This is a genomic window from Paenibacillus sp. NPDC058174 (genome assembly GCF_042883865.1).
GTDB lineage: Bacteria > Bacillota > Bacilli > Paenibacillales > Paenibacillaceae > Pristimantibacillus.
In genome coordinates this window covers 190,371-209,950 of record NZ_JBHVUY010000002.1, presented here as the reverse complement: position 1 = coordinate 209,950, position 19,580 = coordinate 190,371, and the positions used below count along the sequence as shown (strand labels likewise).

Sequence of the window (19,580 nt, the reverse complement as noted above, 5' to 3'; positions counted from 1 at the left end):
CTTTTTACGAAACACCTTCGCTAATAGCGAAGCTGGGATCGTTCCGCAGAGAGTATCAGCTCAGCCGCTTACCTACAGCGAATCAAATTTCGCTGTAGGTAAGCGGCTGAGTTCGTTCGGCGCACGGGGCTCCACATTTTGCGAAGCAGCTTCGCTGTTTAGCGAAGGCAAGTTCGCTCGGCACGAGGCAGCAGCTCAGCTAATTGCCTACAACGAAGCTAGCTTCGCTATTCGAGAACCTAGGTTCTCGGTTAGCGAAATTCAATTCGCTGTAGCCGTAGCACAGGCTGCGCAAGGACTTTTTAGCGAAATTGGGTTCGCTGTTTTGCGAACCTGTTTCGCTAATGCACGAACACAATGTTACTTTTCACTGCTGCCTCACTTTTTACGAAACACCTTCGCTAATAGCGAAGCTGGGATCGTTCCGCAGAGAGTATCAGCTCAGCCGCTTACCTACAGCGAATCAAATTTCGCTGTTTGCGAAGCTGAGTTCGTTCGACGCACGGGGCTCCTCATTTTGCGAACCTGCTTCGCTGTTTAGCGAAGCTAAATTCGTTCGGCACGGAGCAGCAGCACCGCCGGTCGCTTACAACGAAGCTAGCTTCGCTATTCGAGAACCTAGGTTCTCGGTTAGCGAAATTCAGTTCGCTGTAGCCGTAGCACAAGCTGCGCAAGGACCCTATAGCGAAATTAGGTTCGCTGTTTTGCGAACCTGCTTCGCTAAAGTGCAAACACAATGTTACTTTGCAACATACACCAGTTTTTATGGTGCACCTTTCGCTATTAGCGAAGGTCAGCACGTTCGATGCCGGGTTGCTCGTCATATAACGAACCTGCTTCGCTAATGTCAAACACAATGTTACTTTTCACCGTGACCTGCCTTTTCTACGAAGCACCTTCGCTATTAGCGAAGATGGGTTCATTCAGCTTAGGATAGCCGTTCGATTCAAAAAGCAGCCTCAAAGTGGCAGCATTCACATTTCTGCTGCCCATTAGACGCATGCCACCCTGTGCATAAGATCAAAAAAAGAAGTGTGTTCGTGGGAGTCGATTGCGAAGAGGCAGATTTGCAGCGAATTGACTCATTCAAGAGGTGGGGCGTAACAGCTACGCCGGAGCGTTGGCATCGCGCAAGCTTGGCATAAGTCAAGCAACAGCAACAAAATAGGCTCGCTAGGTATTGCCTAGCGAACCCGAACCTTACAATCGTCTACAGCTTGAAATGCTCCTTAATCCTTCTCGCTACTTCTTCAGGACCAATCTCCGTATTGTTAATGCGCAGATAATGCTCCTTCTGAATCTCTCCTTCATGGGAGTTCAGCCGATGGTTCTCCATTGTATGAATCAAGTCTTGCTCCGATCTCGCCAAATTGCGTTTGGTCGGCTTATGCTCAAGACGATGCGGGCTTTTGTTGCGCACAAGCCTTTCCTGCAAATCAGCCTCCAGCTCCACATAATAAACGGTGCCGCCCTGTGATTCAAAAATTTCGCTCACATGCCGAATGTATTCCCAATCTCCGGGTAAATCAAAGCCCCACACGTAGGTGAAAATCAATCCTGCCAAGTCGCTCTTCGCTACTTCCTGGAATATTTCCTCACGAAACAAACCGACCAATCGGTTGCCTTGCGGGCTTCCATAGTTGAAGTAAGGGCTGACCAGTTCAATCGTCATATGGTTATGAAACAGCTTCAAGTCCGTTATTTGCTCCAATTGCTGTCCTACCGTCATTTTGCCTACCGCCTGCGGTCCAAACACAATTACTAGTTTCACGATATCCCCTCCTGCTTGGCTTCGAAAACCTCCGATTAGCTTCATGTTTTATCCAATATTACTAGAATTACTATAAAAATCAAGAAAAAAAGAGGGGCGAAACGCCCCTCCAGCTTACCCTGCTACATACATCTATCTGTTCATCCCAGCACGTCCTTCAGACGTCGCTCCATTCCGGCAAAATCAACCGCCCCCAACATGCGGTCACGTATAATCCCTTCACTGTCGATAACGAACGTGGTAGGGAAGCTGCGGACGCGGTACTGCGACATTACGTCCCCCTTCTCATCCAGCAAAACAGGAAAAGTCAGGCCGCGGTCTCCAACGAAGGACAATACGTTGCGGCCGTTTTTCTCGGTGGACGTCATATTGACGGATAGGACCACAACATCCTGCTCGCGATAAGTGGCATACAGCTTTTCCATATGCGGCATTTCCACTTTGCAAGGCGGGCACCAGGAAGCCCAGAAGTTGACGAATACGGTTCTGCCGCGATAATCCGAGAGGCTGATTTCACTGCCATCTAACGATGCCAGCTTAAAGTCCGGCGCCTGCTGCCCCTTGTTCAATCCTACCTCCGCTACACCTGCCCCTGCCTGCAGCTCTGCAGAACGGCCGCCGTAATCGACCAGCAAAATAGCCGCAAGAACAGCCGCAGCCAGCACACTGTTTGCCGCCAGCCTTCTCCATTCGATTATCCTTGCAGACCTGATTTGTATTACAAACATGAAAGCGGACACCGCGGTCGACAATGCATATTTCCACACTTCCGCAAACGTATCGGCCAGCAGACATTGTGCTAACAGCCATACTGTAATCCAGCCATAGAGCATCGCACTTATCCATATGACAACCGCTTTGATTCCGGCATTCGTCCGTAAGCCTTTATACAGAAGAAAACCGCAAGAGACAAGCGTAGCAAGCCATCCGCCAACAATACCTCCGCTGAAATATATGAACGAGCGAGGATCCTCAAGCACCGTCGCAGGATCAACTATAATCAAGCTTGCTTTCCAAATAAAAATCCACAGCAGTACTGCGTTCATAGCATCGGAGACGAAGCTGGCCTCCATTTGGCCTTTTTTTGCCTTTAACCACAATCCCCCAACTCCCGCCATCCCGCAAAGAATATAGACGACAATTTCCAAATTCAACACGAAGGTTCCAAGTTGCACTGTATACACGCCTCTTGCCCACACTCCCTTCTTCCCCGTTCTTACTGCCGCGAATAAGTCCGATGAAGCTTCTTGCTACCTAGTCTATCATTTTCAAAGGAGGTTCAGCTATAAATGCGGTACATGTTTTTCCCTTCTAATTTGGCCTGGTAAAGCGCCGTATCCGCCTTTTTCAGCAGTTCCTGCAGCTTATCATCCTCTTGATAAAAGGCCATGCCGATGCTCGAAGTCGATACAAAATGATGCTCCATCACAAGCCACGGCTGCTGCAGTGACGAGAGTATTTTCTCGGCAATGTCTTCCGCTTCAGCAACGCTCTCCAGATCCGGGAGGGCAATGACAAATTCATCGCCGCCCATCCTTGCCACCCGGTCAATATCCCTCAAGCACGGCTTCACGCGCCCAGCCAGCTGCCGGAGAAGCTCGTCCCCCGCATCATGTCCAAAATTATCATTAATTTGCTTAAAGCCATCTAAATCAATATACATGACGGCAAGCAGCCGTTTGCTATGCTTGGCTTCAAGCATCGCCTGATCCAGCAAAGCGTGGAATAATCTGCGGTTCGGAAGCTCTGTCAGCGGATCATGAAAGCTTAAGTGCTCCAGATGCTCCTCGTATTTTTTCCGCTCCGTTATTTCGCGGCCGACAAGCATCATGTTTGCATAAGTGCCTTCTTCATCAAACATCGGCGTCCCGATCAGCTCGACCCATACGTCATAGCCTAATCTATGCCGCCGATGAATTTCACAGGAGAACGGCCGCTGGGTGATGGCCATATTTACAAATACTTCGCGGAAAGCGACATCCACTTCCCCATTCGGCTGATAAAAGACCCCTTTTCCAACATACTCGCCCGGATCATAGCCCAGCACCGTATTATGAGATGGCGAAGCGTAGGTCACGATGCCGTCCAGTTGAACCAGCTGAATGAGGTCAAGCGAATTATCCGCAAGCATCCGGTACCGTTTCTCACTCTCTTTTAGCGCGGCCTCCACTTTGCTTCTTTGCGTAATATCCCGAAACATCGTTAAAATCGCCGGTTGGCCATCATGGGTAATCGATATACTATTCGTATCGATAAAGATCGTCTGCCCGTCCCGGCGCATCACCTCAATCGCCATGTAAGGAAGAAGATTCCCCTTCTTCAGCTCATTCACCCTTTGCCGGATCATTTCATGCTGCTCCTCGCGAATAAAGGAATATAAACTGACGCCCTGCGGGTTAAATTCCTTCGAATAGTTCATTGCGGAGAGATTGGCATATAAAACCTCACCCTCACGATGGACCATGATTCCCTCGGGAGAAAGCTCAACGAGCTTGCGGTAGCGCTCCTCGCTCTCCTTCCACGACCGTTCCAGCTTGTTCTGAACCGAAATATCTTTGGTCATGCCTACAATTCCAATAATTTCACCATTCTCGCTGCGCAGCGGGGAAAAGCTTGAACTCACTTCGATGCATGTTCCGTCTTTTTTCAGACCAATCGTCTCAAACCCCTGGCAGCATTCTCCCCTTCTGCCCTGCTCCACTTGTTCCTGATGCCTCGTTGCAAAAGCTTGCGGGATAATCGGCAGCGGCTTGCCGATCATTTCGTCCCGCTTCCATCCGTAAGTCTCCTCGAAAGCGGCGTTAATATCGGCGACATGACCGTCCAAATCCAATATAAACATGGCTGCAGAGGTTGAATGGAATACCGCCTTCAAGCGCTCCTCCCTTTCTACCTGTGCAGCCCTTTCTTTGTTTGACTCCGTTATATCTTGAATCAGGCAAAAAATGCCGTACAAATCGTCCTCATTAACGAGCGGAATTGCCGTTACGTGAATATCAAGCCGGGTGCCATTGTTGTGACAGGCGCTGGCTTCATAGCTGGCAGATTTTCCTTCGGTTAAGGTTTCAAAATAGCGGCGAACAGCATCCCGATGCTCTGGAACGATGCACTCCAAATAATCATTCATGGGAAATCCCGTGTTGGAATACCCAAACATTTCGCATGCCGCATGATTGACTTCCCTTATCTGACCGTCCTTGGATAACACGAGAACAGCAAAAGGATTAAGCTCTACGATGGATTGATGAAACGATGCGGACGCCTCATGAGGTAACGTACTCATTTATGTAATATTTTCCTCCCCGGAAATTATCGATGTCATGAAAAGCTGAATTCCCTGCTAGAAACCGCTGCTTACAGCTTTTCATTTTACCTTTCTTTTGTCATAATCGACAGTAGAATTAGTAAAATTCTACAGTTTTACTGGAAGAAAAAGTTTAAAAACCAACGGAAACCTGTCTAATTTCCAGCAAAGCGCCAGATTGCTCTTTAAAAATGGTCTGCTTTTTTATCAGATAAACATCTTTGACCCCGGCAGCGCCCGCGTGTATTGTATAGAGGAAACCGGCCACGATGGTTGGTGAGCCCGATCAAATGCTAGAGAGAATAGGAGCTGGAGCTATGAAAAGCATCGCTGTGTTTTGCGGATCGAGAAATGGAGCTTCCGAGGTTTATGTGGAAGGAGCGAAAGCGCTCGGCAGGGAGCTAGCCAAACGGGATATTGCACTCGTATACGGCGGAGCCAGCGTTGGCGTTATGGGTGCCGTCGCTGATTCCGTTATGGAAGCCGGAGGACGTGTCATCGGTGTTATGCCTGCCTTTCTCGACAAAAGAGAGATTGCCCACAAGTCCCTGACCGAACTCATTATTGTGGAATCGATGCACGAGAGAAAAGCAAAAATGGCGGAGCTGTCTGACGGATTTATTACGATGCCGGGCGGTCCTGGAACGATGGAAGAGTTTTTTGAAATTTTCACTTGGGCGCAGCTTGGCCTTCATCAAAAGCCTTGCGGCCTCTTAAATATCAATGGCTACTACAACCCGCTTATTGAACTGTTCAACCATATGACTGCGGAACAGTTCATGGAGGAAAAGTATCGCCGGATGACGCTCGTAGATGAGAATCCGGCAGCGCTTTTGGAGCAATTTTACACCTACGAGCCGCCTGCTCTTAAAACATACCTGAACGACCAACAAACGTAGCAACTATTTTGCGAAAAATCGGGCTGAGCATGCCGCAGCATGCCCAGCCCGGTTTAGTTTGGAGGCTTAGCTAACTTAACTTAACTTAACTTAACTTGCTCGTACCTCTGTTCTGTTCTGTTCCGTTCCGTTCTGTCCGGTTCGCTGCCCGTAACCAAATTAACTATCCGTGCAAACATTGCTCTGTTCCTTGTTCAACCTGCTGAGCGCTTCGCTAAGCTTGATTCCGTCTTCTGGAATGAATTGCCGCCAATATTCAACTGATTGCTGTATGTTGTGCAGAATAGCGGCGGAAGTATCACTTGTAGCAGAGAAAATTTCCAGTGTAAAATAGATCGCTTCACATTTTGGCGGCATTCCCTTTTCTGCGGGACTTAGGTAGGCTTTTTCTAGCGCTCGCAGTACAGGCTCTCCGAAAATAATACCCTCATGATTATATGCCTCCGTGAATGGCCGATGAGAGGAAGACCTCCCGTTCGTCTGCTGCAGATGCAGAATCGGGGAAAAACAGCCAAGCTCGGCAAGCCACCGGTACGTATCGCCGTCGGATCTTTGAGCGAATAAATAGGGGTAACGGTTCATTTCAAGTTTTATTTGCTCCATGATAGCTGTCCGCTCTATTCCCTCTGCTTGCACCAGCTCTGCAAACAGCGTATTTGCCGATTGCGGCCCCAGCCATAGTGACGAGGTTTGAGCGTCGACGTGCGACCGGGCACCGCGCTCCGGAAGGCGGGCGCTTGAATCTATGGAATCTCCTTTTAGACGACAATCCTCCGCCCATGCTTCGATTGTTTCTTCGTCCGGCTGCAAAAATTTACGTTGACCGCTTTGATGGCCCGTATCCAGTGTCAAATAAAACGGAGCGTCCGACCTCCGGCTAACCTCTCCCAGCAAACGCTTAGCGCCTTGAATCGTCCAAGGAATTTGATGCGGTGTATACATTTGTTCAACTCCGGGCGTAAGGACGCCAAGCCTTTTGCAAGATTCAGCGATTTCAGCTAAACGTCTATAAAGATCATTTTCTGCTGTCCGGTAAGCTTCGGGATTTTGAAGCACCGCTTCAGAAAAGGCATAACAATAGAAACCAAGTCCAGCCCCCAATTCCGCTGCAAGCTCAGCCATCGGCTCCACCCAACTCTGCTGTATCCGGTCGCGAACCGATTCATCGGGATGTGCCAGTCCCAACGTCGCATACGTTCCGTGCCCGGAATAGAGATTGGCAACTCGCACACCTGTCTTGCCGCTTTCCTCCCTGACCTCCTCCGCCCATCGCTTCATGTAGGCTTCACCCATATACAACGGATCGATCTCGTTGTCGGCGCTAGCCTCGACATAATGCACACCCATCGATTGAAGCAAGCTCATCCACTCGGACGGCCTCGTCCAACGTTTGGAGGCAAAGCAATTATCGACTGCTAGATATAGACGGGGGTCTACCCTTTGCTCATGTCCTTGACCCTGCTCCTCCCGTTTCCCACTCCGCCCTAGCTCCATCCCCATCTTCGCCAAGCTCCCTTCCGGCTTTTCTTTCATTATTGGCTTTTCTTTTGTTTTTGTCTATTAATATGTTGTCTTTACTTCAAATAAACCAAATAAAACAAACATAAAACCAATATTCCAACCTCCAAACCAAAATATCAGCCTTTAGTTTTCATTGTTTATCTCCTGGCAGCTAGCTATAATGAAGGCAATAGAGGTGATCGAATTGAACATTTCCGAACGCAAATTAAAAATACTGCAATTGCTGCAGCAAGCCGGCAACGTCCGCGTAACGGAGCTAAGTACGCTGCTTGGCGTGACGGATGAGACGATCCGCAAGGATCTCGACTCGCTAAGTGAAATCGGCAAGCTGCAGCGTACCCATGGCGGTGCCCTTCCTCTGCCAGAGGTTCCGATGCTAGCGCCCCATTTGGAACGGGAACAGACCCATGCCGAGTTAAAAAAAGAAATCGCCGAAATCGCGCTTCGCCAAATCCAGCCTCATGATACGATCGCGATGGATGGAAGCACAACGGTATCCTATCTGGCTAAAATCATGCCCGACATTCCGCTTACCGTCGTTACCAATTCGATGAAAACAGCCTTCGAATTAAGCACCCGCGAGCATATTCATATCATTTCTGTAGGCGGCATCTTCCTTCGTCAGTCCTTTTCCTTCCACGGATCGCTGACCGAACGAATCTTGAAGGAGTATCACGTCCATAAAGCGTTTCTATCCTGTACCGGACTGCATGCGGACAGAGGCTTCAGCGACTCTAACGAGGCACATGCCTCCGTTAAAAAACGGATGATCGAAATCGCCGATGACGTCTATTACTTGCTCGACAGCAGCAAACTGGGTGTGAAAGACTTGATTCAAATCGCTTCCATACAGAGCCATGTTAACGTGATTACTGACTCATCAGCCGATCCAGCGATTATGGAACAGCTCGCAGACTCCGGAGTACGCTGGATAAAAGAATAAAAAAGAGAGCATTTCCGCATACGGGAAATGCTCTTTTTTTTCAACCACGTTAAACATCACTTTGGTGCAATATTTTCTGCTAGAAGCTCACCCATAGCTGTCCATTCATGCGCTTTAGGCGGCTTCGAATAGGTGACAGGCAATCGAGGGAACAGCAGCTCCGCTATGCGGTAGGCTTCCTCCAGATGCGGATAACCGGATAAAATAAAGCGGTCGATGCCCAAGGCCGCGTATTCCTTCAGGCGCTCGGCAACGGAATCGGCATCGCCGACCAAGGCTGTGCCTACGCCTCCTCTGACTTGCCCGATACCCGCCCACAGATTTGGGCTAATCTCCAACTGATGCAAATTGTCGCGGACCAGCTGCGTCATCCGCCGTTGACCGACAGAATCGAAACGATCCAAGACGGCATGGGCTTCATTAATATCTTCCTTCGTCACATACTGCACAAGCTTATGTGCTTCCGCCCATGCCTCCTCCGCCGTCTCTCTGACGATAATCTGCACCCGAAGCCCGATTTCAATCTCCCGGTTTTGAGCCTTCGCCAATGCCTTTACATCCGCGATTTTCTCAGCCACCATCGCCGGCGTCTCCGCCCAAGTCAAGTAAGTATCAATATGTTTGGCTGCAACCTGATGACCTGGCGCCGAAGAAGCGCCAATGAACAATGGCGGCGATTTCCGTTCAAACGGAGGATACTGCAGCTTAGCCCCTTCAACTTGAATATGCTTGCCTGTATAGGTGACTTCCTCCCCTTCCATCAGCCGATGCCATACGGTCAGAAATTCGTCGGTCGCATCATAGCGATCCTTGTGGTCAAGAAAAATACCGTCCCCCTTCATCTCCAGAGGATCGCCCCCGGTAACGACATTCACCAGAAGCCGGCCGGAGGATAGGCGGTCGAAGGACGCAGCCATGCGAGCTGCAATGGTGACCGAAACCCCTGCCGGGCGCACCGCTACCAGAAACTTAAGCCGCTCGGTTGCTGGAAGCAGCGCCGATGCAACAACCCAGCCGTCCTCGCAAGCATGCCCCGTCGGAACGAGCATGCCCGTATAGCCTAGCCGGTCGACGGCTTGCGCGACTTGACGGAAATAATGAAGGTCGGTTACTTTCGCACCCTGCGTCGTGCCCAAATATCTTCCGTCTCCCATAGTCGGCAAATACCAAAATATTTCCATCCTGAAAATCCCCCTTATAATAACGCGGTCCGCTTATCGGCTCCGCTTCTGCTGCTAACGTTCTCCAATTCGCTTCCACTTTCGCTTCCTACAGCAATCTGGGCAATTAGAAACCGGCGCAGCTCCACAAACTCTTTGCCTGCCCGCGCATCGCTGAATGATACCTCACCCTCAGGTACAAATACGGGATTCATGAAATCCTGTACTATACGTCCGGGATTGGGGTGCATGATCACAATTCGTCTCCCCAACAAAAGCGCTTCATCCACATCATGGGTGATGAAAAAGATACACTTGCGCGTTTTCTGCCAAATGCTGCGGAGATGCAGCTGCATCGATTCACGCGTTAATGCATCAAGCGCGCTGAAAGGCTCATCCATCAGTACGATGCTGGGATCAGTAGCAAGCGTCCGGGCAATCGCCGCCCTTTGCTTCATGCCGCCTGACAGCTGATGCGGCAATTGGGAGCCTGCATGGCTAAGCCCTACCAGCTCCAAGTAAGCATCTACCCGCCGCTTTCTCTCCTCACGCGGCAGCCGGGCCATTTTCACGCCAAATTCAATGTTTTTGGCAATCGTCAGCCAAGGAAATAAGTTGGCATGCTGGAATACGACACCTACCTGCGCGTTAGGCTCGATATGCTCGGTGCCGCCGATCCATACGCTGCCTTCTGTCGGCTCCAAATAACCGGCAATAATGTTCAGCAATGATGATTTGCCGCAGCCGGAAGGACCAAGCACGCAGACAAAGTCATCGGAAGCCAGATCCAAGTCAATTCCCTTTAGCGCGTGGATAGGCGAACGCCGCTGATTATAAGTCAGACTGATACCGTCCAGCTTAATTCCCTCTGTCCCCTCCGTCTCCGCCGCTACACTTGAGCGATCCACAGGAGGAGCGGATGTCCACGCACCACGAGGCGGCATGGAAGCCGATGTTCCTTCGACGGTCATAGCCAAACCTCCTTATGCCTCTATCAAAATTTGCCGTACAGATCACTGCGGATTGCTTTTTGGAATACAGCAACGTCCGGTGCTTCTTTTATTGATTTTTGCTCCACGAGGAAGTCGGCGGTCGCCTTCAGCAAAGCGGCAAACTGCCCCGGCTGGTCAGGTGTCCCCATATATTTGGCATCCTTCTGCTGGGCAGCGTCCAATACCGTAATTTCATTCATCGCCTTCAGCGTTTCTTCCGGCGTCAGACCCAGCTCCTTGGACAACGCTTCGGAAGCCTCCTGAGGATGGTCACGGTAGTATTTCGTCCCTTCATCCAATACTTTAATGTAGCTGATGACAGCTTCCGGATACTTCGTAATAAAGTCGTTATGTACGACGCCGAACTCCCCGGTCAATGCCCCTTTCTCCGCAATTTCCTTGGAAGTGATGACAATCTTGCCCTTCTGGGCCAGCAGCTTCGACTGTACCGGCTGCCAGGTATACGCACCGTCGATATCTCCTCTTTGCCAAGCAGCGAGAAGATCGGGTGCTTGCATGTCGATGATTTTAAGCGTGGATGGATCAATATTTTCTTGCTTCAATGCGGACAAGAAGCTGAAATGAGAGGTAGAGCCGAAAGTCGTGGCAATCGTCTTGCCTTTCAAATCCGCAAGCGACTGGATCGCGGAATTTTCTTGAACGACCAGCGCCTCGCTCTCTCCTATTACGTCATGGATATAGTAGATTTGATAAGGAAGACCCTGAGCAACACCGGATGCGCCCGGCGGCGTTCCAACCAGCCCGAAATCGATGCTGCCGCTGGCAATCGCGGTGTTCACGTCACGACCGGACTCAAACTTCAACCATGAGATTTTTACACCAGGGAATTTCTTTTCTGCCAAGCCAAGCGCCTTCGCCGTCAATTCCCCGTTCGGCGACACCTGATAGCCGATGCGAATCTCTTTCGGCAGACTTGCAGAATCTCCACCGCTTGCAGGCGATGCTGTCTCTTTGGTTGCACTTCCTCCATTTCCTCCGCAAGCAGCCAGCACCAATAATAGTCCGGCAAGGGTTAACATCAGCAAACTTCTGCTCGTATTTAAAAATAAGTTCTTCATTCTCATGAATTAGCCTCCTTAATCATTATGTTCCTTAACTTTCAACCCATGGAGATACCCGCTTAATCAACAAGCGGAGCGCCGTATCGATTAGAATGGCGATAACTCCCATAATAATGATGGCCGCATAAATGATGTCGCTTCTTAAGTATTTACTGGCGTCCAGCACCATCCATCCAACGCCGGACACGGCAGCAATCATCTCTGCTGCAACCAGCGTTGCATAAGTGATGCCTACAGTCGTGCGCAAGCCGGTTAACAGATCAGGCAAGCAGGATGGAAAAATAACGTAAACATACAAGCGCCATCCCTTTGCACCTAGCGATTTGGCTCCGTTAAACCGGTCGACCGGTACTCTGCGGCTGCTGTGCACAGCGGCAATAAATAAGGGTGCGAATCCGCTAAGGAACAGCAGCACGATTTTCGACGTATCCTGAATGCCGAACCAGAGCACGAGCAGCGAGTAATACGCCAGCGGCGGCAAAGGCCGATAAAATTCGACGAACGGATCGAAAATGGCTTGAATCCACCTGATTCTTCCGCAAATAATGCCGAGCGGAACGGCGGTAACGAAGATGAATGCCAACGCGATAAAAATCCGCCGTAAGCTGGCGGCAATGTGTGCGGGTAAAGAGGAACCTTTGTAGCCTTCCTTGGCAATATCCGCGAATGCATACCATACATCGGCCGGTGTAGGAAGGAACAGCGGATTGACCCAAGCGTTACGGCTGGCAATCCACCATAGCGTCAAGACAGCTCCAACAGATACGGCCGATATGCCGAGGTAAAACGCATTACCTCTTGTTTTTTTTCGTTTACGGGGTTTTCGTTGTGCGCCTTCAGGCATCCCGGCACCTCGCTTTTTTAAATATAACTATATAAATAGAAATAGTAGGTTTTATTGTCGAAAAATCGAGCTGCCGATGCAGCCCGGTATTTCCTAACCTACGATTTCATCCAATTCTCCCGTTGTCGGGTCGTGCATCTCTAGCGAGGACAGGCTTTTGCTAAGCCTAAACCTGTACCGCGCCGTTGCTTGGGCTTCCTTCGGATCGGACATCCCGGTTTTTAACCATATCCAGCAAGTAGGACAATACATCCTTACGCAGTCCGTCCTCAAGCGGAGCGAACCCAAACAGTTCACAATAGAACAGTCCATCAGCAGCAAGACGAGCCACTGTCGCTTCCACTGGGTCCTTGCACTCGGCGGCCATCCGGCTTTGCCATTCAACATAGCGCTGACGCATCGGCTCGAGCAGAACCGGATTGCTTGAAGCAGCTGCCAGTATGCCGAAGCTCATCTCCAGATCCTCTTTATTAATTTCAAAGGTCTGGATCAGGTAGGCTTGCGCCCATTGATTGTTGAGCTTCGTATTGCGCGAGGCTTCCTCTTCTGTGCTGGAATCAAATCGGTTCAGAAAATCATCCAATGCAGCTTGAACCAAAGCTTCCTTCGTCGGGAAATGATAGAGCAGGCCGCCCTTGCTAACACCCGCCTCCTTCGCGACAGCGTCGAGCGTAAGCTGGGATGCTCCTCTTTCTCTGACGAGCTTGCAAGCGACTTGCAAGATGGCAGAGCGTTTCGATTGTTGTGCCACCATTTCACCCCCAATATTTACTATACAGTCCAGACGGTACAGCGTCAACGAAAAATACTAACTATTCTCAGTAGATAAGTTGGTATTTAGCGTGCCACAGAGATGAGTAGGTCTCTTCCACCGCCCTCTGGTCTCATATCGTGCTTCTTTACGATGCTTAACCAAGAACGAGAATTTTTTCTTTCCTATACAACTTTCTATGTAGATTCACGTCAATTAATTTAACTGCTAGGGAGTCGCATTAATTTTATATGGGAGGGTTTTAGGATGAGAAAGATCCTTTTAACAGCAATCCTGCTTCTTTGCGTAATAGGCAGCTCAGCGTGCAGCAGCAAGATACAGTTCCCTTTACCGAAAGGAAGCAAGGAGGATGCTTCATTATGTCCATCTGTCGTGCTTGACGAGGGAGGGCGTTGTTATAAAGTTTCAATGAATCAACATGACACGATGACATGGTTTCAAGATACCGCAGACGACAAAAAATGGACCTCCGACTGGGCAAGCGACGTCGATCCGTTTCTTCTCTATTTGAGCAAGAGTGATGAACAAGTGAAAGTAATCTTTTACAAGTGGGATGATGACTTTACAGGAGTGTTGTTAGGAGATGTAAAACAAATAAATTAGTAACCGAGGTGACAGATATGGCATCTATTCATATATGTTCTCACGACGATTTGGACCTGCTTGCCGCGCTAAACAAGCAGCTCATCGAGGATGAGGGCCATGATAATGCAATGAACTTTGAGCAGCTAAAAGAGAGAATGCAAGCTTTCATTCGTACAGATTATGAGGCTTACAAGTTTGAACATGATGGCGAGATTATTGGTTATGCTTTGGTGAATCACCTTAGGCAGCCCCTGTATCTCAGACATTTCTTCATCTGTAGAAGCAGCCGAGGAAAAGGATATGGAAAGTTAGCTTTTAAACAATTGCTGCAATTATTAAATACAACAAACATAGATATTGAAGTTCTGCATGGAAATAAGGTTGGATATGAATTTTGGAAGTCGCTTGGATTTAAAGAAAGAAGCATCTATATGAGGCTTGAGGATATGAACGATTGAATTACCAGACTCATTAAACCAGAGGCTTAATGAGTCCTTTGCCAATAAAGTTGGCCGACACTGGCTGCTTGCCGATTTCTCTCGCCCACACCGACATTTGACCAATATGATGAATTTCGTGAGCGATAACGTGGCGCATCACTTCTCCCAAGGTGTAAGTAACTGCCTCACCCCCGGCATTGGTACTGTAGTGCGGCCGGGTTTCCATGCTCTCCTCCCATGCCTTCACGAAAGGCTCGACTTCCGCACGAAACCGCCGATCCAATTCTTTTACCCGCTCCAGCGTCTGATACTGCTCGTAATCCTCCAGCTCGTCCGGTTTCCCCTGCAGTTGCTGAATCCAGCTCCACTCTACGTCCGCAATATGAAAAAAAGTCTTCAAGAGGCTTCCGGTACCGCCTGTCCGCTCACGAATTAACTCCTCATAAGGAAGCTCCTCGCACCATTGATACCACTGATCCCTGACCATCCAGTTATAGCGAAACCATGTTTCCACTCTGATCCCTCCACTTCATAAACTTTGCCGTTCCTCTCTACAGAACATGATATCATCTAACTAAACGACGTTTTGTAAAATTTTGAGGGATTGCGGCAGCCGAAATAGTTTTTTGATCCTTTTGTGGCTTTTCCCCCTTCCCCGGTGTCTATACATATGCAAGATCAAGAGGAGGTCAACGATGTCAGGCGCTAATGACAACCGCCCTGTTTATCCGGATGAACAGAGCACCATTGAAAGGTTCGAACAATGCTATGAACAGTACCGCAGCCGAATCCGCAGCTACATTTCGCTCAAAACAAATGCGGCAGCAGCGGATGACTTGACGCAGCAGGTCTTTCTCAAGGCCATCGAAAACCTGCATTCATTCAAAGAGAACGCCAGTTTCTTTACCTGGATTTTTAAAATTGCCGAAAATACGGTGAAAAACGAATACCGGAGCTTAGCCCGAAAAAAAGATATGCCTTACGATTTTACAAGCTATGAATCGCAATCGGTCTCCCTTGATTTTGCCAAGTATGTCGAGATCCGCATCGATATTGGGTCGGCGTTAAACAAGCTGAAGGAACTGGACCAGCAAATTATTTCGTTGCGTTTTTTCCTCGATTGTACGTTATCCGAAATCGCCAATATCGTGGGCATGCAGGAAAGTGCGGTTAAAAACAGGCTTTATCGCTCATTAGAAAAGCTACGAACAGAACTTAAAGAATGGGGTGACATTGCTGTTATGTCAATTCTAGACATGATATCAATCGTAAATAAAAACGAAGCCGTCGGCACGAAAGATCCTTTTGAAAAGGTGCACCAGGACCTGTTCCGTGCGCTGAAAGAAAATGTGGAAAGGATCGCTTCCAAGTACAAACACCGTCCTTCCTGCAAAATCATTATCGAAATTTATCCCGATCTTCCGACCTTCCACCAAGCTGTCGGAGAAGCCGATGCGCCGAATTGGTTCATGGGCACGTACGAGGGCAATCGCTTGAAAATCGTATCTCCTCTGAATCCAGGACCGGAGCATACGTATGAGTCGATTATCAAATCGACCCTGCATTTGTATACGATGTGGCTGATTGAGGACATTAACGCCACAGCACCGAAGTGGGTGCGTCAAGGAATTGGCGGCTATGAAGCGAAGCAAATGACGGAGGAGTTCATCGCGAATACAACAGCGGACGCCGTTCGCCGCGGGGAGATCCCGGAATTCCTAGAATTCAATAACGATACGTGGGATTTCGAGACGATGAAGGGCTTCCAGTTCTCGTATCTGATCGTAGAGTTCATTACGGAAAGCTACGGATTGGATACGCTGAATCAGGTCATCCGCACTCCTCATGATTTCGAAGGTATCTTCAAGCTTTCCGAATCCGAGCTGCGTGAGCAGTGGATCTCCTCTATGAAAAAGAAATTCAATATTTAATATAATGGGGCTGCCGCCCAAGCGAAATTTGCTTGGGTTGCAGCCCCTTCTATTGCTCTGGCGTGGTGTGCGGTGACTTGTCGCATGCGGTGGATGCTCTTTGCGGGCGGATGCTGCGCGGGGGATGCTCTGCGGGTGCATGCTCTGGGGGCGGATACTGTGCCAGCGGATGCTGTACGGGCTCATTTGCGAAGCTGCTTCGCTAATTAGTGCAGCTTTTTTCACTGGAGTGGCGGTACTCTAGGCAATATCACCATTATGACGCATATAACGCACCTTTTTTCTCTATTGAGAAATCCATTTACACTATAGAGAAAAAAGGTGCGTTACGGGGCTCGCAGGAGCGTAAATCGGCTGAGTTAGCTAAAATTAAAGAATTTAGCTTCGTTAAATTGCGAAGCTGATTCGCTATGCCACCTTAATACAACGGGAACTTCTGACGCAGATCTTCACGGTGAAGAACGTTGGAGTCCTCACGAATGTAGTGGCAGACGTAAGAGCGGCGCCAGCGGTCCTTACTGCGGTTCTTTTTGGAGGAGTGAATAAGCAGCTCGCTAAAGAACAAAATATCGCCCTTCTCCATCTCGACCGGAATTTGGCGGCTCGTATCGACTCCTTCGGTCTCCTCTGTCCAATGCTCATGCTCCTCAATATCCTTCACCGCGCCGTGCGGCAGCAGGCCCAGCTTATGCGTACCCGGCATGACCCATAGGCAGCCAGTCTCTATATCTATTGAATCCTCCATAGCTGTCCAAGCAGCGATCATCGTCATCGGATCATTTTTGATATAGTAGTAGTCCTGATGGGAAGCTTGCCCAGGAGAGCCCGGCTCCTTATAGAAGTACATGCTTTGCACGCACACTGCTTCTTTTCCCATCAACTGGGCAAGTGCGCCGCGCACGATGGCGTTTTTCATCAGCTGGCGGGAGAAGCTGTCATGCTTATGCGGATTAAAGAGACGCAGGGAATATTTCTTCGCTTCATCGCAAGCTGCCCATTCCGGCATCGGATTCTGATTGCGAATATCATAGATGTGTCCATTAAAGGCATCGATCAAATCACTGGACATCCCCTCCTTAAACAGGAAGTATCCATTTTCCTTGAAAAATTCAATTTGTTCCTCGGTAAGCGGAGTCAGCGGACTAACGTAAGTGTTATTCATTCTGTATTCTCCTTTGCTAAAAAATGATCTATAATGATTTCAGAATACGTTACGGAATCCGCTTACACAATGGCTGCAACAAGCAATTATGTATCCATAATTGATATCCCTAACTTAGACTGCCAATGCAATAATAAATGGATGAAGGCTGTATGTACAACCTTCCATTCTTTTTGGATCAACACTAACACGCCTTCTGCCGCTGACCGGATTAATACAACAGAACTCACTCGATAGTGTTTCGTGTACTGAGCACCGAGTACCATGTGCCGCGATGCCAGCCACTGTTCGCATTCATTAACCCATCCCAACGATTGGAGGAATCCGCCTTGTCCAACTCCCTTGCCTCTCTGGCCATCAACACAATTGAACATGCTACCGCCGGCTCCATCGTCTACCCGCCCGGTGGCCGGCTTGGCCCCCGCATTCAACAGGATATTCAGCTCGTTATGCTCTACACCGGCGAGATGAATGTGACGATCGATGGCCGGCTGCTGCCGGTTGCACCCGGTCATGTCATTCTGCTGAAGCCGGGCTGCGAGGAGACGTTCGTCTTCTCCAAAACCGAGCCCTCCTGGCATCGGTGGATTGCCGTTCATTTGAACGATATGACCGAAGAAATCCGGGAAGAGCTCGAACAGTTGCCCGAGTGCCTGCCCTTAACAGAGGAAATGAACCGCCTGCTGGATCTGATGTTAAACGTCCAGCGCTTCGCCTCCTTCGAGGATCAGGCGGTCATTAGTCTCGGGCTGGCCGCACTCCACCTCTACCCTACCGAATCCAGAAGGGCGCTGCTCCGGCAAGAGAAGCATCCTGCTATTTATTCGGTGCTGACCTACATCCACGAACGCTATATGGATGACCTGTCGCTTGCGGATTTGGCGGATCGTGCAGGGCTTTCTCCTGAGCATCTCTTACGGCTGTTCAAGCGTCACGAATCAGCGACTCCGATCGCTTACCTATGGAATTACCGGGTGTCTAAGGCCGTCGAGCTGTTGACCAGTACAGGCCTCAACGTGACGGAAATTGCGCAGCGATGCGGCTTCAAGACTTCACATCATTTTGCCCGGATGATCAAGCAGACGACTGGCCGCACCGCTTCGGAGATTCGCCGTCTGTCCTGGAGCGGCATGCGCAAAGCTTGACCAGCCAAGTGACGCCTGTCTCGCTACCGTCCTAATGCAGCGCCTAACACAAACACAAAGACACACCTCGCCTGAGGTGTGTCTTTGTGTTTGCTTCTAAACAATTCTATTCTTTCACTCCGCCGAGAGTCATACCCTTGACGAAATATTTTTGCAGGAACGGGTAGATCATGATAATGGGCAAGCTTGCGATGATCGTCATCGTCGCGCGGATGGAAGCCGGCGTTACTTGATTCAAAGGCTGTCCCCCCGCATTGCTGAACACATCGCCTACCGTCTTTTGTGTCATGGAGCCGCTGGAGCTTTGCAATATTTTCATCAGCTCGTACTGAAGCGTACTGAGATTGATATTCGAAGAGTTGTACAGAAACACGTCGAACCAGGAATTCCACTGCCATACCGCTACGAACAGTGATACGGTTGCCAGAACGGGGGTGCACAGCGGCAGTACGATACGCATAAATGTCGTAAAGTCGCCAGCCCCGTCGATTTTGGCAGATTCGATAATACCCTCGGGAATGCCCTCAATAAAAGACCGGATAATAATGACATTAAAGGCGCTGATGATGCCCGGAATAATGTAAACCCAGAAGCTGTTGAGCAGATGAAGCTCCTTATACAATAAGTAGGTCGGGATCAAACCCCCGTTGAAATACATCGTCAGAATGAACGCCAGCGCAACCCATTTGCGCAGCACATATTCCTGCCGGCTCACCGTATATGCAACCATGGCCGAGCAAAATACAGCAACGACAGTGCCCAGCGTAGTACGCAAAAACGAAATCAGCATCGAATGAAAGATCGCAGCTTCGCGAAGCGTATATTCGTAGTTGTACCAAGTGAAAATACGAGGCATCAGAAAAATGCCGCCCTTGGAGGCGTCAGCCGCATCATTGAGCGAGACCGCCAGCATATTCAGAAACGGATATAGCGTTACAGCTGCTAGAAGCAGCATAAAGACGATATTGCAAAAATCAAATATTCGATCGCTTACCGAACGGCGGCGAGCTAATGCTTTCATATGGCAGC

Annotated in this window: 18 protein-coding genes; 6 read left to right on the top strand and 12 right to left on the bottom strand. The window is 49.4% G+C overall.

Annotation, left to right across the window (positions count from 1 at the left end; translation table 11 throughout):
* Window positions 1-1,210: 1,210 nt before the first annotated feature.
* The 3 genes from ACFVVF_RS12555 to ACFVVF_RS12545 all read right to left on the bottom strand — a co-directional run bounded on the left by ACFVVF_RS12555 (window position 1,211) and on the right by ACFVVF_RS12545 (window position 5,054).
* Window positions 1,211-1,771, bottom strand: coding sequence for a DEAD/DEAH box helicase family protein (locus ACFVVF_RS12555; protein WP_387809540.1), 561 nt, complete (start codon window positions 1,769-1,771; stop codon window positions 1,211-1,213).
* Window positions 1,772-1,911: 140 nt separating this feature from the next.
* Complete coding sequence (locus ACFVVF_RS12550; protein WP_387809537.1) at window positions 1,912-2,955, bottom strand: redoxin domain-containing protein; 1,044 nt, start codon at window positions 2,953-2,955, stop codon at window positions 1,912-1,914.
* Window positions 2,956-3,050: 95 nt separating this feature from the next.
* The gene (locus ACFVVF_RS12545; RefSeq protein WP_387809534.1) at window positions 3,051-5,054 is read right to left on the bottom strand and encodes a PAS domain S-box protein; all 2,004 of its coding nucleotides are present in this window, start codon (window positions 5,052-5,054) and stop codon (window positions 3,051-3,053) included.
* Between the two features lie 338 nt (window positions 5,055-5,392).
* On the opposite strand from ACFVVF_RS12545, the gene ACFVVF_RS12540 reads away from it, so the two are divergent.
* Entirely contained in the window at window positions 5,393-5,974 is a 582-nt protein-coding gene (locus ACFVVF_RS12540; RefSeq protein WP_387809531.1) for an LOG family protein, read from the top strand.
* 159 nt (window positions 5,975-6,133) lie between these two features.
* Here the strand turns inward: ACFVVF_RS12540 and ACFVVF_RS12535 are convergent, their stop codons facing one another.
* Window positions 6,134-7,507: a TIM barrel protein gene (locus ACFVVF_RS12535; RefSeq protein WP_387809529.1), complete on the bottom strand. Its 1,374-nt coding sequence runs from the start codon at window positions 7,505-7,507 to the stop codon at window positions 6,134-6,136.
* A 148-nt stretch (window positions 7,508-7,655) separates the two neighbouring features.
* Between ACFVVF_RS12535 and ACFVVF_RS12530 the strand changes: the two genes are divergently transcribed.
* Window positions 7,656-8,438: a DeoR/GlpR family DNA-binding transcription regulator gene (locus ACFVVF_RS12530; protein ID WP_387809527.1), complete on the top strand. Its 783-nt coding sequence runs from the start codon at window positions 7,656-7,658 to the stop codon at window positions 8,436-8,438.
* A gap of 56 nt (window positions 8,439-8,494) precedes the next feature.
* Here the strand turns inward: ACFVVF_RS12530 and ssuD are convergent, their stop codons facing one another.
* The 5 genes from ssuD to ACFVVF_RS12505 form a co-directional block, all read right to left on the bottom strand.
* Window positions 8,495-9,619 (bottom strand): FMNH2-dependent alkanesulfonate monooxygenase, encoded by a 1,125-nt coding sequence (gene ssuD / locus ACFVVF_RS12525; RefSeq protein WP_387809525.1) that lies wholly within the window; start codon window positions 9,617-9,619, stop codon window positions 8,495-8,497.
* Window positions 9,620-9,633: 14 nt separating this feature from the next.
* Entirely contained in the window at window positions 9,634-10,569 is a 936-nt protein-coding gene (locus tag ACFVVF_RS12520; protein WP_387809522.1) for an ABC transporter ATP-binding protein, read from the bottom strand.
* Between the two features lie 23 nt (window positions 10,570-10,592).
* A complete protein-coding gene (locus tag ACFVVF_RS12515; protein ID WP_387809519.1) occupies window positions 10,593-11,675 on the bottom strand; it encodes a taurine ABC transporter substrate-binding protein in 1,083 nt (360 codons plus the stop codon).
* 28 nt (window positions 11,676-11,703) lie between these two features.
* Window positions 11,704-12,420 (bottom strand): ABC transporter permease subunit, encoded by a 717-nt coding sequence (locus ACFVVF_RS12510; protein ID WP_229692007.1) that lies wholly within the window; start codon window positions 12,418-12,420, stop codon window positions 11,704-11,706.
* Between the two features lie 262 nt (window positions 12,421-12,682).
* Window positions 12,683-13,270, bottom strand: a complete 588-nt coding sequence (locus ACFVVF_RS12505) for a TetR/AcrR family transcriptional regulator (RefSeq protein ID WP_387809515.1) — start codon at window positions 13,268-13,270, stop codon at window positions 12,683-12,685.
* A gap of 264 nt (window positions 13,271-13,534) precedes the next feature.
* On the opposite strand from ACFVVF_RS12505, the gene ACFVVF_RS12500 reads away from it, so the two are divergent.
* Window positions 13,535-13,891: a hypothetical protein gene (locus ACFVVF_RS12500; protein WP_387809513.1), complete on the top strand. Its 357-nt coding sequence runs from the start codon at window positions 13,535-13,537 to the stop codon at window positions 13,889-13,891.
* A gap of 17 nt (window positions 13,892-13,908) precedes the next feature.
* On the top strand, window positions 13,909-14,331 hold the full coding sequence (locus tag ACFVVF_RS12495) for a GNAT family N-acetyltransferase (RefSeq protein ID WP_387809510.1): 423 nt from the start codon (window positions 13,909-13,911) through the stop codon (window positions 14,329-14,331).
* 13 nt (window positions 14,332-14,344) lie between these two features.
* On the opposite strand, the gene ACFVVF_RS12490 is transcribed toward ACFVVF_RS12495, so the two are convergent.
* Window positions 14,345-14,827 carry a DinB family protein gene (locus ACFVVF_RS12490; protein WP_387809507.1) on the bottom strand — a complete coding sequence of 161 codons (483 nt, stop codon included), beginning with the start codon at window positions 14,825-14,827 and terminating at the stop codon, window positions 14,345-14,347.
* 181 nt (window positions 14,828-15,008) lie between these two features.
* Here ACFVVF_RS12490 and ACFVVF_RS12485 point away from each other — a divergent pair, with 181 nt between their 5' ends.
* Window positions 15,009-16,244 carry an RNA polymerase sigma factor gene (locus ACFVVF_RS12485; RefSeq protein ID WP_387809504.1) on the top strand — a complete coding sequence of 412 codons (1,236 nt, stop codon included), beginning with the start codon at window positions 15,009-15,011 and terminating at the stop codon, window positions 16,242-16,244.
* Window positions 16,245-16,662: 418 nt separating this feature from the next.
* Here the strand turns inward: ACFVVF_RS12485 and ACFVVF_RS12480 are convergent, their stop codons facing one another.
* A complete protein-coding gene (locus ACFVVF_RS12480; RefSeq protein WP_387809501.1) occupies window positions 16,663-17,406 on the bottom strand; it encodes a phytanoyl-CoA dioxygenase family protein in 744 nt (247 codons plus the stop codon).
* Between the two features lie 329 nt (window positions 17,407-17,735).
* Between ACFVVF_RS12480 and ACFVVF_RS12475 the strand changes: the two genes are divergently transcribed.
* Window positions 17,736-18,551, top strand: a complete 816-nt coding sequence (locus tag ACFVVF_RS12475; RefSeq protein WP_387809497.1) for a helix-turn-helix domain-containing protein — start codon at window positions 17,736-17,738, stop codon at window positions 18,549-18,551.
* Window positions 18,552-18,657: 106 nt separating this feature from the next.
* Here ACFVVF_RS12475 and ACFVVF_RS12470 read toward each other — a convergent pair whose 3' ends face one another.
* Window positions 18,658-19,572: a carbohydrate ABC transporter permease gene (locus tag ACFVVF_RS12470; RefSeq protein ID WP_387809494.1), complete on the bottom strand. Its 915-nt coding sequence runs from the start codon at window positions 19,570-19,572 to the stop codon at window positions 18,658-18,660.
* Window positions 19,573-19,580 lie beyond the last annotated feature (8 nt).